This is a genomic window from Caldalkalibacillus mannanilyticus JCM 10596, assembly GCF_000615945.1.
Classification (GTDB): Bacteria; Bacillota; Bacilli; order Caldalkalibacillales; family JCM-10596; genus Bacillus_AT; species Bacillus_AT mannanilyticus.
Map to the genome: position 1 here is coordinate 13,568 of NZ_BAMO01000003.1, position 15,551 is coordinate 29,118.

At 41.5% G+C, this 15,551-nt stretch carries 15 protein-coding genes and 2 pseudogenes; all 17 read right to left on the reverse strand.

From position 1 onward, the window contains the following. Window positions 1-288 precede the first annotated feature (288 nt). Window positions 289-1,032 carry a stage II sporulation protein SpoIIQ gene (spoIIQ, locus tag JCM10596_RS02235; protein WP_025025734.1) on the reverse strand — a complete coding sequence of 248 codons (744 nt, stop codon included), beginning with the start codon at window positions 1,030-1,032 and terminating at the stop codon, window positions 289-291. Between the two features lie 80 nt (window positions 1,033-1,112). Beyond that, window positions 1,113-2,129, reverse strand: coding sequence for a stage II sporulation protein D (gene spoIID / locus JCM10596_RS02240; protein WP_025025735.1), 1,017 nt, complete (start codon window positions 2,127-2,129; stop codon window positions 1,113-1,115). 127 nt (window positions 2,130-2,256) lie between these two features. Continuing rightward, entirely contained in the window at window positions 2,257-3,582 is a 1,326-nt protein-coding gene (gene murA / locus JCM10596_RS02245; protein WP_025025736.1) for a UDP-N-acetylglucosamine 1-carboxyvinyltransferase, read from the reverse strand. Window positions 3,583-3,611: 29 nt separating this feature from the next. Then, entirely contained in the window at window positions 3,612-4,430 is an 819-nt protein-coding gene (locus JCM10596_RS02250; RefSeq protein WP_025025737.1) for a YwmB family TATA-box binding protein, read from the reverse strand. A gap of 128 nt (window positions 4,431-4,558) precedes the next feature. After that, window positions 4,559-4,798 carry a DUF1146 family protein gene (locus JCM10596_RS02255; RefSeq protein ID WP_025025738.1) on the reverse strand — a complete coding sequence of 80 codons (240 nt, stop codon included), beginning with the start codon at window positions 4,796-4,798 and terminating at the stop codon, window positions 4,559-4,561. Window positions 4,799-4,994: 196 nt separating this feature from the next. Next, window positions 4,995-6,545, reverse strand: coding sequence for an NADH-quinone oxidoreductase subunit NuoN (gene nuoN, locus JCM10596_RS02260; protein WP_025025739.1), 1,551 nt, complete (start codon window positions 6,543-6,545; stop codon window positions 4,995-4,997). A gap of 2 nt (window positions 6,546-6,547) precedes the next feature. Next, window positions 6,548-8,061, reverse strand: a pseudogene (locus JCM10596_RS23395) (complex I subunit 4 family protein). Further along, window positions 8,058-9,935: an NADH-quinone oxidoreductase subunit L gene (gene nuoL, locus JCM10596_RS02270; protein ID WP_025025740.1), complete on the reverse strand. Its 1,878-nt coding sequence runs from the start codon at window positions 9,933-9,935 to the stop codon at window positions 8,058-8,060. Before nuoL ends, JCM10596_RS23395 begins: the two are co-directional and overlap by 4 nt. Window positions 9,936-9,951: 16 nt before the next feature. Then, a complete protein-coding gene (nuoK, locus tag JCM10596_RS02275) occupies window positions 9,952-10,266 on the reverse strand; it encodes an NADH-quinone oxidoreductase subunit NuoK (RefSeq protein ID WP_025025741.1) in 315 nt (104 codons plus the stop codon). Continuing rightward, window positions 10,259-10,786, reverse strand: a complete 528-nt coding sequence (locus JCM10596_RS02280; protein WP_025025742.1) for an NADH-quinone oxidoreductase subunit J — start codon at window positions 10,784-10,786, stop codon at window positions 10,259-10,261. The genes nuoK and JCM10596_RS02280 overlap by 8 nt, the downstream gene beginning before the upstream one ends. After that, window positions 10,783-11,202 (reverse strand): NADH-quinone oxidoreductase subunit NuoI, encoded by a 420-nt coding sequence (gene nuoI / locus JCM10596_RS02285; protein WP_025025743.1) that lies wholly within the window; start codon window positions 11,200-11,202, stop codon window positions 10,783-10,785. Before nuoI ends, JCM10596_RS02280 begins: the two co-directional genes overlap by 4 nt. A 17-nt stretch (window positions 11,203-11,219) precedes the next feature. Further along, window positions 11,220-12,231: pseudogene (gene nuoH, locus JCM10596_RS23400) on the reverse strand (NADH-quinone oxidoreductase subunit NuoH). Beyond that, window positions 12,231-13,331: an NADH-quinone oxidoreductase subunit D gene (locus tag JCM10596_RS02295; RefSeq protein WP_025025744.1), complete on the reverse strand. Its 1,101-nt coding sequence runs from the start codon at window positions 13,329-13,331 to the stop codon at window positions 12,231-12,233. The pseudogene nuoH and the gene JCM10596_RS02295 overlap by 1 nt, the downstream one beginning before the upstream one ends. A gap of 6 nt (window positions 13,332-13,337) precedes the next feature. Then, window positions 13,338-13,595: an NADH-quinone oxidoreductase subunit C gene (locus JCM10596_RS31115; protein WP_199900105.1), complete on the reverse strand. Its 258-nt coding sequence runs from the start codon at window positions 13,593-13,595 to the stop codon at window positions 13,338-13,340. Continuing rightward, entirely contained in the window at window positions 13,547-14,512 is a 966-nt protein-coding gene (locus JCM10596_RS23405; RefSeq protein WP_199900106.1) for an NADH-quinone oxidoreductase subunit C, read from the reverse strand. The genes JCM10596_RS31115 and JCM10596_RS23405 overlap by 49 nt, the downstream gene beginning before the upstream one ends. Then, on the reverse strand, window positions 14,512-15,027 hold the full coding sequence (locus JCM10596_RS02305) for a NuoB/complex I 20 kDa subunit family protein (RefSeq protein WP_025025745.1): 516 nt from the start codon (window positions 15,025-15,027) through the stop codon (window positions 14,512-14,514). The genes JCM10596_RS23405 and JCM10596_RS02305 overlap by 1 nt, the downstream gene beginning before the upstream one ends. Next, window positions 15,018-15,392, reverse strand: a complete 375-nt coding sequence (locus JCM10596_RS02310) for an NADH-quinone oxidoreductase subunit A (RefSeq protein WP_025025746.1) — start codon at window positions 15,390-15,392, stop codon at window positions 15,018-15,020. Before JCM10596_RS02310 ends, JCM10596_RS02305 begins: the two co-directional genes overlap by 10 nt. Window positions 15,393-15,551 lie beyond the last annotated feature (159 nt).

The window sequence follows — 15,551 nt, forward strand, 5'->3', positions numbered from 1 at the left end:
ATTGGGGTAGGAAGGCATATATTCTACAAATCCAAGCCTGACAAGCTAATTCGTACAATTTTTTTATTTATTGATCAATTGGACTCAACAGATCCCGCCTGATTCCTAAGAATAACAAGGCTACCCATGTGTCCCTCAGTATTGAACAAAAAAAACCTATGCCAAGTAAAAGTACATTCAAGAGTGATAAATCTTACTTGATGCCCTTTTACCAATACATAGGTTTTTTATGTGCGAGTTCATTTACTTTTACTGCAACCCTCTGATTTTGCTTTTAGAGTGGATCACCTATTGCTGTGTATCCACTTTTGCAAGATATTGATCTGGATTAACAGCTACATCATTTTCCCTTACTTCAAAATGCAAGTGAATACCTAAATCCTTTTCGAATACATTGCGACCTGCTTGTCCTAGAAGATCACCCTGTTTTACGGTATCTCCTTCTGCGACCTCAATATTCTCTAAGCTTTGATACACCGTAACAAGCCCATTCTCATGCTCAATTTCAACAAAATAACCAACAAGGGGGTCCTTGTCTGCGGCAATAACAGTTCCAGTAAGTGCCGCTAATACGTCAAAAGTTTTGCCATCAGGTCTAGACAAGTCTAAGCCTTGATGCGGATGATAGGCTCGATCGTATTCTACCATCGCTGCCATTTGCTCCTCTTCTGTTGCATTGTCGTCAAAGAATCCTAAAACCACCTGCACTTCTTCATCTTGAGCTACAGGCCATGCCATGCTTTCTGTACCTGCTGTAACAGGAAGTGCCTCTTCTCTTTGCTCATCTACAAGATAATCACTCATTTTAGGGTCAGTAGACTCTTGAGAGATTGTATCAAATCCTAGATCTTCTGTTGTTATTTCGAAGTCATTCGGATTCTGATACCATGTGATGAGAGCAAGAATAAGAGCTGCTAAACCTAGGTAAATTGCTGGGAAAAACCATTTTCTTTTGAAGAACTTCTTCCATCCCGCAGGTTTGACATTCATTTCTTCAGAGATAGAAGATTGATTTTTTTGTTCTTCTTTCATAATACATCACCTCAGCAATCATTCTTGCCAGTTTACTAGTCTTTATACATCTGCCGAGGTAAAAAATTTAGTTTTCCCCATTACCTTTTTACTATCCAATGTCTATAATCTTGAATCATGATTCCTTTGTAATAATGAGTAACGATTTCTTCTGCTGTATGCCCTTCCTTTGCCATCCCGTTCGCCCCCCACTGACTCATACCGACCCCATGTCCCCAACCAATTGTATCTATATAGACATTTCCATTCTTAATGTGCCATTCAAAATGCGAAGAGGAGAGATTCAACATTTCTCTTACCTCTTTCCCAGTGAAAGAAGCTTCCCCCACCTTGATTTTCCCAATTCTATTTCCTTCTGTTCGTGACACGACTTCGCTAAATGGTTCATCTGGGGATGTTGGTAGAGTCAGCTTAATTCCTAATTTTTTTTGAAACTCTTCTATACTCATCACCACTTGTTCCTTGTAACGTGGTGAGTCTTGATCCCAAGGACTCGTCACACTGCGCAGGTACGGAAGCTCTGTACCCCAATACTCCTCCGAATTTTCCGTGTATCCATTACTCGTAGAGAAGAAGGTGGCATTAATGGGTCTTCCCTCATACGTCAATACTTGTCCCATTGTTTCATTGACAGCTTGGTTCACTTTGCTAAGATTAGGCTCAAAATCCTTCCCCCAGCGTTTTTTCAATTCTCCTTCGCTTTGGTAAACCTGATGCCTTTCCGTATCCGTCACGATACTGCCTTTAGGTGTATCCGAATAATCCTTCTCCACTAATCTTCGTACAATATACGTTCTCGCAGCCAAAGCTTGTGCTTTTAAAGCCTCTAGCTCAAAATTGGCTGGCATTTCAGATGCCACAACACCTCTAATGTAAAGCTCTAGGGGAACCTTTTCAATCGTCTTAGAGCCTGTCCGATATACCGCTATTTCCACCTGTGGAAAAGCTTCTTCTACCTCTTTGGTTTCTGTTACCAGTTCAACCATTGTTTCTTGACTTGCCTCGGGAGCCTTAGGTAAAAACTGAACAACAAAAGTAGGGATAGCTACAATAAGAACGAATAGAACGACTGTAACGATAAACACTGGACGTACCATACTCTGACTCACTCCTATTATGATTTGTAGTTTAATGTGGACAAACTTTCTTTCTTCTACACATCATATGGGTGAAGGTGGAGCTTTATGACAAAAATAAAAAGCACCCGTTGTAGGTGCTTTTCCCTTAAGCAAAAGACGCTTGAGTTACATGAATATTCACTTTTTCTGTTTCTTCCTGTTCAACTTCTTGTGCAGTAATTCGTTCAATAGAAGCGCCTATGCCTACAAGCTTGCTGACAATGTCTTCGTATCCACGATCAATGTGATGAAGAGCTCCAATTTCAGTGAAGCCATCGGCAATTAAGCCAGTTAGAATTAAAGCGGCGCCTGCTCTTAAATCTGTCGCCGTTACTTTAGTTCCTTGGAATTTTGTTTCTCCTTGAAGAAAGGCTGAGCGCCCTTCAATTTTAATCGCCGCATTCATTCGCTTAAATTCCTCTACATGCATGTAACGATTCTCAAAAACCGTTTCTGTCACAACACAAGGGCCTTTAGTCGAACATAACAACGCCATCATTTGCGGCTGTAAATCCGTTGGGAAGCCAGGATGCGGCATGGTTTTGACATCTACAGAATGAAGCTCTTTCCCGTCCGCATTCACTTGAATACCATCTTCGGTTTCGAGAACCTCAACACCCATTTCCTTGAGCTTTGCGATAAGCGGGTAAAGATGATGTGGAATCGCATTTTCGATGAAGAGATTACTACGTGTAATCGCTGCTGCAATCATATAAGTTCCCGCTTCAATCCGATCAGGGATCACTACATGATTGGCTCCCTCTAAGCTTTCGACTCCTTCAATTCGAATAGTCCCCGTTCCAGCTCCTCGGATTTTGGCACCCATCGCATTTAAATAATTGGCTAAATCCACGATTTCTGGCTCTTCAGCAGCATTTTCTAAGATCGTGATGCCTTCAGCAAGGGTCGCTGCCATCATAATGTTCTCTGTTGCTCCTACACTTGGGATATCTAGATAAATCTTCGCTCCCTGTAGGCGTCCCTCTACCTTTGCTTCAATATAACCACTACCCAGAGTGATTTCCGCCCCCAAAGCTTCAAATCCTTTAAGATGTTGATCAATAGGGCGTGAACCTATAGCACAGCCTCCAGGTAAAGCAACCTTAGCTCTCCCAGTTCTAGCTAAGAGTGGTCCCATGACCAAAACAGAAGCACGCATCTTACGCACATATTCATAAGGAGCTTCATAATTTAACTCCTGACTCGCGTTTACTGTCAGCCTTCTGTTGTGATAATGAACCTGTATATTTAAGTTTCTTAGCACTTCATTGATTGTAAATACATCGTCTAATTGAGGTACATCGTCAATGACGCTTGTTCCCTTTTCTCCTAATATGGAGGCTGCGATAATGGGTAATACAGCGTTTTTAGCGCCACTAACTCGGATTTTTCCAGTCAGTCGATTACCACCTCTTACAATAATTTTGTCCAATGTCGTTCCCCTCCGCACGTTTTTTCTTGTTAGTGTTCTTTTAAGATCAGCGGATATCCTATCGTTACTTGGGTTTGATTCAGTAAAGCGTTAAATCGAGCAGAGAGTTGAATATTCATTTTCTGATCATTTTCTAACGGTAAAAAACGTTGGCCCCAAGTTGAAATATACCCATTCATACTTAAAAAATTAGCGTCAGCCATTTGATGAGTCACCGTACCATCCAATTGATAAATGATCTTAGATAACACATGATCAACAACTGACAAGTCAAAATTTAGTTTATCACTAGTAAATCCTTCTAAACAAGTGAAAATTTCAGGAATTTTTTTCAAATGGGTTACGATTCGTTGCTCCGTCTCTTGATAGGCATCTACCCAATTAGGCTCTAATTGTGTCCCAGACCAAGTGTAGATATAGTTCGAATTTTGCTTTTTTTCTTGGGGGTAGCTGATGATTTTGAGTTGATGAATCGTATTGTTCTCTCTTTTCTCCCATATGGTTTGAACTGGTGAACCCTCATCCCAATCAGGCTGGAGAGCTTCAGATTGCTTTATGAACAGAGGGTCTTCCTCTATCCATTGGAGCAGATTTTCCTTCTCTTCTACTCCTATTGTTCCTCTCCAATACACCGTCCATTCCTTTAAAGAAATGCCCACTTCCTGCATCTCTTGGAACAGTTCTAAAGTAGGTAGTGCTCCAGAAGGAATTCCCTCTGATGTACTAGCTAATACAGAATGACTCCTTATGGTTTGTAATCGTTCATTAGACTCATCACTTATAGAAAAAAGAACAATCACTGCCAAAACAAAACCAACAAATACAAGCTCTCCCCTAGACAACCTCATGATTTCTCTCCCCTTAAAATGTTCTTATTCCCATTTTGTCCACTACAGGGAGAGGCATACGTGAAAAAAAATGTCTTTTATCGACACAATGGTTCTCAAGGTTCAACTCTTGAAGCCAATTTATGAATTTAATAAAATATGTACTTAAGCAGAGCTGACCATTTCAAGTAATCCATGAAAAAGCTCGTTACACCATAACCAAGTACAATGGCGATAATTAATTGCAGCAGCTTCGCTTGGGTTCCATTCTTGTTTCGTATAAACAAGTCGAACTTGAAAGCTTGAAGCGCCCACCAACTAACCCCAATGAAAAAAATACTCAAGAGCATGCTAATGATCGCATTGACTCCCAGCGTTGCTTCTAACATTCTTCTGTTCCCTCTTTTCTTTGGTTCAAAAACACATTCGACATAAATAGTCAAAATCCTCTATTTTTCATAAAATCCTTTCTTATTCAGTCAAAAAAACAAACCTGTACTTCATACCTGGGTTATTTTCCTGATGTCTTCCCCCGGGTCTTAAGTACAGGTTTATTTGAGTGTTCTGCTTTTAGCTTTCTTCCAACTATCTAAAGAACAGTTCGGTAAAATGGAAGCGTTCGTGAATCATCTGCAACGCATCTGTAGGCACTAACCCAAGAACAATCGTTCCAACTAAACACAGGACCGTGACGACCCCTATTCCTACAGAGAGGCGTATAGGTGTATCTGAATCCCCTGAACGCATGTACATCTGACGAAACACTCCAAAATAGTAGAAATAAGAAACGACACTTGTTACTACCATAACAGCTGCTAACCAGAATAGCCCTTGATCTAATGTCACCATAAAAATCATAAACTTACCAAAAAAACCTGCGGTAATCGGTAATCCAGCTAATGAAAGCAAGAATATGGTCATGGCAAATGCTTTCCAAGGTGAGCGATGATACAGCCCTGCAAAAGCTTTAATATCCTCTGTGCCTGCTTGATTTGTTACAGCCTGAATCACAGCAAAGGCGCCAAGATTCATAAATAAATAGGCAAACAGATAGAAGATCATGGTGGATACCACTTGGTTATTCTGAATGAAGAACAAATGGGACAATGACGCCAAAGGAACTAAAATATACCCAGCTTGAGCAATACTCGAATAAGCAAACATTCGCTTGATATTGGTTTGACGCAAGGCTAGTAAGTTACCGATAATCATGGATGCCGCCGCTGCCAAAGCCAGATAGAAGTTTAGGTCGAAAAAGATTAAATCTGCCATTCCCGTCATTTGGTTAAACTCACCGATAGGCCAGATTGTCACAATGAACAAACGAAGCATCAAGGCAAAGCCAGCTGCTTTCGATACTACAGACAAAAAGGCTGTAATCGGTGTAGGAGCTCCTTGATAGACATCAGGTGCCCACATATGGAAAGGAACCACTGAAATCTTGAATGCCATCCCTACAAATAGCAAGAAGAAGGCAAAATAAATGAGAAATTCATATCCTTCTGTATAAGCTGTGATTAAACGATCCTGAATTTCAAACAGGTTAGACGAACCAGATAGCCCATAAATAAAGGACATTCCGTACAGCATAATCGCAGTGGCAATCCCGCCTGATACTACATACTTAAATGCTGATTCATTGGACTGAAGACGTTTTTTCCTCAATCCGACCAGAATGTATGAAGATAGAGAAAGTAGCTCTAGTCCCACAAACATCGTGATCATATCTGCTGAAGAGGCTAGAATCATGGCCCCTAATAACCCCGTTAAAATTAAATAGTAAAATTCACCCTCATATGAAATTTCTTTGGTTTTGACGTAATCCAAAGACAAGATCAAACAAAAAGCAACACCTACCAGAAAAATGAGCTTAAAAGCGATAGCAAATCCATCCAAACGATAGGTATCGTGTAGAATTTGGTAGACAGGCTGTTCTAGCCCGATCGTTTGAAGCTGCCTTAGGACGAAGAACAAAGCCGCTCCAACTCCAGCCAATGCAATATAAGCAATGATTTTTCGATTGGTCTTTTCTTTCATAAAGAGATCTAGTAATGACAAGAATGTTGCCACGCCTAGGATAATGAACTCGGGCATCATAATGCTCCATGGATAACTTAATAGCTCCTGCATATCCATCTCTAATACCCTCCTATCCTAGCCCACAGGCTCTGTAAAATAGTATCTACTGAGAGGCCTAACGCCTCAGCTAACATATTTGGATAGACTCCAATGAGAATAATCAGTCCCAATAACAGAACCATCGGAACCACCTCAAAGCCCCTAGCATCTGAGATCTCAGCAAACTCTTCCTTGGCTGGACCAAATGTCGTATTCAACACCGCTCTGAGTAAATAAACCGCCGTTAGAATAATACCTAGCACACCTACTGCTGCAACCCAAGGGTAAACGGCGAACAAGCCTTTAAAGGCAAGAAATTCACTAATGAACCCACTCATACCTGGTAGACCAAGGTTTGCCATGCAGCAGCCAAGAGTACGCCTGAGATAAATGGCATGCTTTTCGCTAAGCCCCCCATTTGGTCAATCATAGAAGTGTTGGTTCGCTCATATATAACCCCGATGAGGAAGAAGAGTAAAGCGGAAATTAAACCATGAGAAATCACTTGAAAAATCGCACCCTGAAGTCCACTGTAGTTAAGAGCTGCAATCCCCAGAAGCACAATTCCCATATGTGAAATACTAGAGTATGCCAAAACCATTTTGAGGTCTTTTTGGACAAAAGCCAAAATCGCTCCATAGAGGATATTGACCACTCCTAGAATCGCAAGAATATAGGAAAAGGCGTAGGTTTCCTCAGGAAAAATCCCCATTCCTAGGCGAATCAATCCGTAGGCTCCCAATTTCAACAGGATTCCTGAGTGAATCATTACAATAGCAGGTGGAGCCTGTACATGCACCTTGAGCATCCAAGTATGCAAAGGAAAAATCGGAAGCTTGACTCCAAAAGCAAATACGAGAGTCAAAAACAACCCAAATCTAAAGGACTCCTTCACTTGAGGATGACCCATAATATACTGCAATGCTGGAATATTCACCTCACGAGTGAAAATGAACAAGGTAACAAAAGCAATTAGCATCGCCGCTGAACCTATTCCATTATAAATCAGGAAGGAGTTTGCCGCCTTCTCTCTTTCCATATAACCCCAGATACCAATTAAGAAAAACATTGGGATAATGGTTAGCTCAAAGAAAATAAAGAAAAGGAAAAGATTTAAGGACATAAAGACCCCTAGCATTCCTGTTTCAAGGATAAAAAACAGGATAAAATATTCCTTCCATCTCTTTTTAATATGCACGGAGGCAATGGCAGCTAAGAAAGCAATCACAGTGGTTAGTAGAATCAAGGTAACAGCTAGACCATCTACCCCTAATTCATAATCAATTTCTAATAATGAATTTTGTGTAGCGGGAATTTGAAACGTAATCCACTGGACATGTTCAACAAATTGATATTCTTGCTTATTAAAATCAAATGAGCCAACCAATAGGATAGACAAAGCAAGAGGGATCAAAGTCACTACGATTCCTATCGCTTTAATTAAACCTGCTTTTTGCTTCGGAACAAAAAGAACAGCTAGAATTCCAAGGAGTGGGGAGAAGGCAATCAATGTTAATAAATAGTTTGAAATCATCCTAAATACCCCCCTGCACTCATAAAGGCTACGAATAGAACGACAAAACCTATGATGACAACAATACCATATGTTTGCACCTGTCCATTCTGTAGCTTCGCCCCTACTCCAGCTAGACCCGTGGTCACATTGCTAAAGAGGTTGACGATTCCTTCGACCACATATGTATCAAAGTAATGAAGGAGAACACCTACTCCTCTTAGACCTCGCACAACTGTAGCTTGATATAATTCATCTATATAGTATTTATTGAGCCAGACATCATACGCCCATGGGAAACTGCCCATAAACATTTCCTTGGAAATCGATCTCTTAACATAGAGCAGATAAGCGAGCCAAATCCCTGCAATGGAAACTCCAATCGCTAAAAGCATAATCCACAGAGGAGCCTCTCGGACGATAAGTCCATAGGTATGAGCAGGACCTGTAACAAGCCAATCTCCTAACCAAGTACCGAAGAAATGAGTATGCGTAAAGCCTGCCGTAACCGCCAAAACACCTAATAATATCATAGGGAGAACCATGACAAACGGAGATTCATGTGCCTTGTTCACCGCAGTTGTTTTAGCTGAACCGCTAAAGACCTTAAAGAATAGACGGAACATATAAAAAGCGGTAAAGAAGGCAGTAATCACTGCAACAATAAAGACTCCATAACGCCCATCCGCCCAAACCGTTAGCAGGATTTCTTCTTTCGAGAAGAAGCCAGAGAATGGCGGAATCCCTGCAATCGCTAAACAGCCAATGAAGAACAATACTCCTGTAAGCTTCATGCGATTAAACAAACCGCCCATCTCGCGAATGTCCTGTGTGTGGACTGCGTGAATCACACTACCTGCTGCCAAGAACAGCAAAGCTTTGAAAAAGGCATGTGTCATTAGATGAAAGACACCGGCTACATACCCTGCTGCTCCCAAAGCTAGCATCATGAAGCCAAGCTGACTCACTGTGGAATAGGCAAGGACTCGCTTGATATCATTTTGAACCAAACCTATCGAAGCGGCAAAAATAGCCGTAAATGCTCCGACATAGGCAACAACATCTAGAGCAACTGGTGATGCCTCAAACAGTGGAAAGAGAACAGCTACTAGGTATACCCCCGCAGCCACCATGGTTGCCGCATGGATCAAAGCACTGACTGGTGTAGGTCCCTCCATGGCATCAGGTAGCCACGTGTGTAATGGGAATTGTCCTGATTTTCCGATCGCCCCGATAAAAATTAAAATGGCGATCAACGTTATCATTCCACTCTCAATCTGCTGGTTTTGTACAGCCTGAAAGATCGCGGCTAAATCAAAGCTACCTACCTGCCAGAATAAAAGAATCATTCCGACAAAGAAACCGACATCTCCTATTCTCGTGACAATAAAGGCTTTCTTAGCAGCCGCTTTTGCTTCTGGTTTATAGTAGTAAAAGCCAACTAGTAAGAAGGAGCATACTCCGACCAACTCCCAAAAGATATACATTTGAAGCAGGTTGGGTGAAATAACTAAGCCTAGCATGGAGAAGGTAAACAGAGATAAGTAAGAATAAAATACAGCAATACGATTATCCCCATCCATATATCCTCTAGAATAGATATGTACTAATAAACTGACGAAAGTGACTATAAATAACATTAAAGCATTTAATGGTGTTACCTCTATTCCCATCGTGATATACTGATCTCCAATATTCAACCAGTCAAACACAATAGGAGCAACCTGCTCTGACTGAAGTCTTTCGATCAACGTCATCGTTGCTAGGATCCATGCTCCCAACATAAATAGAGTTCCTAGCCATGCAGATCCTGCTTTTAACTGACGCCCAAAAGCAATCAACAGGATAAAAGCTAAGAGCGGAAAGAGAGGTATAAGCCATACGTTTTCTATCATCAACACAAACTACCTCCTATCGCTTCATCATGTTCATCTCATCTACATTAACCGTGGCTCGATTACGATATAAAGCAATGAGAATCGCTAAGCCCACAGCCGCTTCTGCCGCAGCCACAGAAATCGTAAAAACAGTGAACACCTGCCCTGTAATATGAGGGAACAGACCTAGCTTAGAAAATGCAATCAGATTAATATTTACAGCATTTAGCATCAATTCTATACAGATAAGAACCACGACAGCATTTCTCTTGGTCAGGGCTCCATACAAACCAATGGAAAATAAAATGGCAGCCACACTTAGATAGGTAGCTAAAGGGATACTACTCATTTTTTTCACCTTCTTTTACAGGCTCAGGGTGATCATCGCGCTTCGCTAAAATAATGGCTCCAACCAATGCCACTAATAAAACCACAGAGGTTAACTCAAAAGGAATAACATACTTGGAAAATAACTGAATTCCGATTTGAGTTGTGTTGTCATCATACATGGCTGAAGGCTCAGGAAGCCAGTTAACACCGTTAATGGCATACAACGTGACAAGGAAAAATACTCCTACTCCAATTCTAGCCAGCCATTTATGACCTGCATTTCTTGTTTCATCATGATCATTATGTTTGGTTAACATGATTCCAAATAACATAATAATCGAAACCGCCCCTCCATAAATAAGCACCTGAGCAAAAGCGATAAACTCTGCATCCAAAAGAACATAAATTCCCGCTATACTAATAAAAGTAAAAGCAAGAGCAACAACCATATGAACCACTTTAGTCAGGTTAATCATCAGAACCGCTCCACCCAAGGTAAAAAGAGCCAGAATGAAGAATACAACTAACTCACCACTCATGGTTTGTTCACCTCTCTTGTATTCTTCGTGTTCTCATGTAACCATTCTAGGTTCTTAAATAAATCATCTCGACTATAGGATGCCAGCTCAAAATTATTGGACATCACAATCGCCTCAGTAGGACAGACCTCTGTACAGAGATCACAGAGAATACAGATTTCAAAATTAATATCATACGTATCAATGATTTTCTTTTTGTTATTTGGATCGGGATGTGGTTTTCCCGTTAATTGAATACAATCTGTAGGACAGATGGCCGCACATTGATTACAGACAATACACTTCTCTGGATAAAAATGCTGTATCCCTCTAAAGCGATCTGGCATCTCAAGCGGCACGTCAGGATAAGAATAGGTTACTTTCTTTTGTGCAAGGCTCTTTAGAGTAAATCCTAACCCTTTCACTAATCCGAACATGGTATCACTTCCTTTAACTAAGATCTAAAGAACAATTCTTTTACTAATGCCGTGACAAAAATATTGATCAAGGCTAATGGGAGTAACACTTTCCAACCAAACTCCATAAGATGATCCGCTCGTAAACGAGGGAATGTAGCTCGAATCCAGAACATGAAGAACACAATGGCTGAAAACTTCAATAAGAACCAGACCACACCCGGAATAAAGTCAAGGAAAGCGAATGGAGGATACCAGCCACCTAGGAATAACACCGTGACAAGTGACGCCATCGCAAAAAGATAGACATACTCTGCCAGCATAAAGAAGGCGAAGCGAAATCCACTATATTCTACATGATATCCTGCAACCAGTTCAGATTCTGCCTCAGGCAAGTCGAATGGGGTTCGATTTAATTCTGCTACAGATGCAATCATAAAAATGATAAAAGCCACTGGCTGTAAAAGAATATACCAATAGGTTCTTGACTGTGCTTCCACAATATCAATTAAGTTCAAACTTCCTGTTAATAAAATGACTCCTATCACAGACATCACTAGCGGGATCTCATAAGAAATCATCTGCTACTGAACGCATACCGCCTAATAGTGCATACTTGTTATTCGATGCCCATCCGCCTGTAATCACTCCAAAGGTAGTCAAGCCAGAAATTGCTAAATAATAAAGCAAGCCTACTCCTAGGTCTGAAAAGTACAGGTTCTCTGTAAAAGGAATAACAGCAATAACCATAAACGCAGGAACAAAAGCAATGACCGGAGCAATTACAAATAAGGCTCGATCCGCTTTCTTAGGCATGGTGTCCTCTTTCAACAAAAGCTTTAAAACGTCAGCGACAGTCTGTAATAAAGCGAAACGTCCTCCGACACGATTGGGCCCAATACGTAGCTGCATATAACCAATGACTTTACGCTCTGCTAAAATCGCATACGTTACAAATCCTAAAACCACTCCTAAAAAGGCAGCCGTTAAGCCTAAATAAATGAAAAAATTTAGCCAGGATGGGGTAGATGTCAAAAGATCATTCATCATTATCCATCCACCTCCCCAAGAACAATATCAATTCCACCTAAAATAGTGATTAAATTAGCAATGTTCTGCCCTTTTAACAATTCAGGCAATATTTGAAGATTGTAGAAGGACGGTCTGCGAAACTTTAATCGATAGGGCTGGGGTTTTCCTTTACTATGGATATAACAGCCGATTTCCCCTCTAGGTGACTCAATACGAACGAACGTTTCTCCTGCTGGAGGCTTGATGACCCTTGGTACCTTACCCATGATCTCTCCAGATGAAGGAAATTGTTCTACTGCTTGTTCTAGAATACGAAGCGATTGACGCATTTCTTCCATTCTAATTAAATATCTAGAATAAGCATCTCCTTCTGTTTCTGTCGGAACATCGAACTCAAAACGATCATAGATGGAATAAGGCTCGTTTTTGCGCAGATCCCACTTCACCCCTGTACATCGAAGATTAGCACCACTTAGTGAATACTTGATCGCTGTTTCAGCATTATAGATCCCTACTCCTTTGACACGAGTCAAGAAGATCTCATTTCCTGTAACAAGCTGATGATAACCTTCTAATTGCTCTCTCATATAAGGAATAAACTCTTTAACCTTCTGAATCCATCCCTCAGGTGCATCCCACTTCACTCCACCTACACGCATGTAGTTGAACGTTAAGCGAGCTCCACACAATTCATTAATCATATTCGTAATCATTTCCCGTTCACGGAAAGCATATAAAAACGGACTCATAGCCCCTATATCTAGCAGATAGGTTCCAAACCATACAAGGTGGCTGGCTATTCGTCCTAACTCCATCGCAATGACACGCAAGTATTCTGCGCGCTCCGGAATCTCAAGACCCATTAAGGTTTCCACCGCATGACAGATCACATAATTCCCTGTCATCGCAGATAAATAATCCATACGATCTGTGTAAGGAATAATTTGAGTATAATTAAGATCCTCAGCTAGTTTCTCTGTTCCACGATGTAGGTAACCAATCACTGGCGTTGCTTCAGTGATAATTTCACCATCTATTTTTATTACGACACGGAACACCCCGTGTGTACTAGGGTGCTGAGGCCCAACATTGAGCAGCATTTCTTCTGTTCTAATCATTGTCCTCTACACCTCCTCATCATGTTGTTCATAATCTTTTCTTAATGGATAGCCAACCCAATCATCTGGCAGCAAAATGCGAGTTAAATTGGGATGCCCTTCAAAAACAATCCCTAACAAATCATAGGTTTCGCGTTCTGGCCAATCAGCTCCAAACCAAATAGGAGTAATGGAGGCGATGGTAGCTTGCTCACGCTCTGTCTTTACCCTTACTGCTAATGAGTGCTTTTCTTTGTAAGAATAGAAGTGAAAATAGACCTCCATATGACTCTCGAAGTCCGAGCCATGCAGATAGATAAATAGTCAAAAGCCAGTTGTTCATTGTGTTTGAGGAACTGAGCAACCTCAAACCATCTTTCATTTTTTATGACTAGGGTAGGTACGTCCTTGCCTCGCTCATTGATATAGGATTCTTCAATGACTTCCTGCCCCAAATGCTCACTGATCACTTTAACGATTCGATCTAAGACTGGTTGATTGATGGATGGTTTTTTCGGCTCAGCTTCTTCTCCAGCATCCGCTCCTTTAGCAGCCGCAGCGGCTTTGGCTTTCGCAGCGGCAGCAGCCTTCGCTTTCGCTACAGCCACCGCTTTGGCTTTCGCTTCCTCATCTTCTGAGAGAGCCTCACCGGAAGCTCCTTCTGCACTTGCTTTTGCCTTGGCTGCAGCAGCAGCCTTTGCCTTTGCGGCGGCAGCGGCTTTGGCTTTCGCAGCAGCAGCGGCTTTCGCTTTGGCATCATCATCTGTTGCTTCCGCCTCGCTAGTAGTGTCTTCTCCAGCACTAGCCTTTGCTTTGGCTGCCGCAGCAGCTTTTGCCTTTGCGGCGGCAGCAGCTTTGGCTTTCGCAGCCGCAGCGGCTTTCGCTTTCGCTTTCGCCATATCATCTCCTGAATCTACTGCTTCGCCGTCTGTATCCTTGACAGCATCCACAACTTGATCACTCTGCTCCGGATTATTCTCAGGTGTAGTTGCTTTGTAGACATCAGGTTCAAAATTAGGTTCAGCACCATCAGCTAACGTGCTTTCGTTCTGCTGTTCCATAGCTGCTTGTTTAGCTTTGGCAGCAGCTGCCGCCTTTGCTTTCGCAGCCGCAGCAGCCTTCGCTTTGGCTGCGGCTTTTGCCTTCTCGGCCGCCAGCTTCTTTTCTTCTGCCGTTACATCCTTCTTTTCTTGATCACTCATTATGTAGTCACCCGCTTTCCTGTCTTAGCTTCATAGCGGATTTTTTCTTGCAGCTTGTTAATTCCATAGATCAAAGCAGCTGGATTCGGTGGACAGCCCGGGATATAGACATCCACAGGAACCACCTGATCCACTCCCTTAACCACAGCATAGGATTTGATATAAGGACCTCCTGCTGTCGCGCAAACTCCCATCGCAATAACGTATTTCGGTTCTGCCATTTGATCGTAGAGACGTCGAAGCAACGGAGCCATCTTTTTCGTCACCGTTCCCGCTACAATCATCACATCCGATTGACGGGGAGAAGTTCTGAAAATGACACCGAAACGGTCTAAATCATAATGGGATGCTCCTGTGCCCATCATCTCAATCGCACAACAGGCCAATCCAAAAGTTAAGGGCCAAAGAGAATTACTTCTAGCCCATGCCTTCACTTGTTCTAAAGTTGTTAAAAAAACATTTCGTTGAAGCTCTTCCCGTTCTTCAGGTGTAATACCTTCTAAATTTAGTTCCATTTGAGCACCTTCTTTTTCCAAGCATAGATGAGTCCCACGAGTAAAAGGGCTACGAATATGAGCATTTCTATTAGTGCAAATAGACCAAGATGTTCATAAGCTACAGCCCAAGGGTACAAGAATACGGTTTCAACATCAAATATGACAAAAAGCAAAGCAAAAATATAATAACGTACATTAAATCGAATCCAGCTTTCTCCAATCGGATCGACACCGCTTTCATACGTTGTCATCTTCTCCGAGGTTGGATTATGCGGACGTAAAAATCTCCCAAAAGTAAGGGCAGCTACAGGCAAAAAAACGCCTAAAATAAGGAAAGAAATAATCATTAAATAATTGTTTTGATACAGATTTAATAAATCCATGAATCCTTCCCTCCAACTATAAAAGGTTCTTGCTGATTTTTCTAATCTTAACCAAATACCGAGTCAATTATATCAAATGTGTTTGCCCATGTCTAACTCGTAAAATAGACAATTAAAAGGAGTTTTTCTAAAATCCTTCTCTTGCTATTCTAGACTTAT

Bases quoted from the DNA above. Each gene is read 5' to 3' on its own strand.
- spoIIQ (WP_025025734.1), bottom strand. From the start codon at position 1,032: ATGAAAGAAGAACAAAAAAATCAATCTTCTATCTCTGAAGAAATGAAT.
- spoIID (WP_025025735.1), bottom strand. From the start codon at position 2,129: ATGGTACGTCCAGTGTTTATCGTTACAGTCGTTCTATTCGTTCTTATT.
- JCM10596_RS02250 (WP_025025737.1), bottom strand. From the start codon at position 4,430: ATGAGGTTGTCTAGGGGAGAGCTTGTATTTGTTGGTTTTGTTTTGGCA.
- JCM10596_RS02255 (WP_025025738.1), bottom strand. From the start codon at position 4,798: ATGTTAGAAGCAACGCTGGGAGTCAATGCGATCATTAGCATGCTCTTG.
- nuoN (WP_025025739.1), bottom strand. From the start codon at position 6,545: ATGGATATGCAGGAGCTATTAAGTTATCCATGGAGCATTATGATGCCC.
- nuoL (WP_025025740.1), bottom strand. From the start codon at position 9,935: ATGATAGAAAACGTATGGCTTATACCTCTCTTTCCGCTCTTAGCTTTT.
- nuoK (WP_025025741.1), bottom strand. From the start codon at position 10,266: ATGAGTAGTATCCCTTTAGCTACCTATCTAAGTGTGGCTGCCATTTTA.
- JCM10596_RS02280 (WP_025025742.1), bottom strand. From the start codon at position 10,786: ATGAGTGGTGAGTTAGTTGTATTCTTCATTCTGGCTCTTTTTACCTTG.
- nuoI (WP_025025743.1), bottom strand. From the start codon at position 11,202: ATGTTCGGATTAGTGAAAGGGTTAGGATTTACTCTAAAGAGCCTTGCA.
- JCM10596_RS02295 (WP_025025744.1), bottom strand. From the start codon at position 13,331: ATGATTAGAACAGAAGAAATGCTGCTCAATGTTGGGCCTCAGCACCCT.
- JCM10596_RS31115 (WP_199900105.1), bottom strand. From the start codon at position 13,595: ATGGAGGTCTATTTTCACTTCTATTCTTACAAAGAAAAGCACTCATTA.
- JCM10596_RS23405 (WP_199900106.1), bottom strand. From the start codon at position 14,512: ATGAGTGATCAAGAAAAGAAGGATGTAACGGCAGAAGAAAAGAAGCTG.
- JCM10596_RS02305 (WP_025025745.1), bottom strand. From the start codon at position 15,027: ATGGAACTAAATTTAGAAGGTATTACACCTGAAGAACGGGAAGAGCTT.
- JCM10596_RS02310 (WP_025025746.1), bottom strand. From the start codon at position 15,392: ATGGATTTATTAAATCTGTATCAAAACAATTATTTAATGATTATTTCT.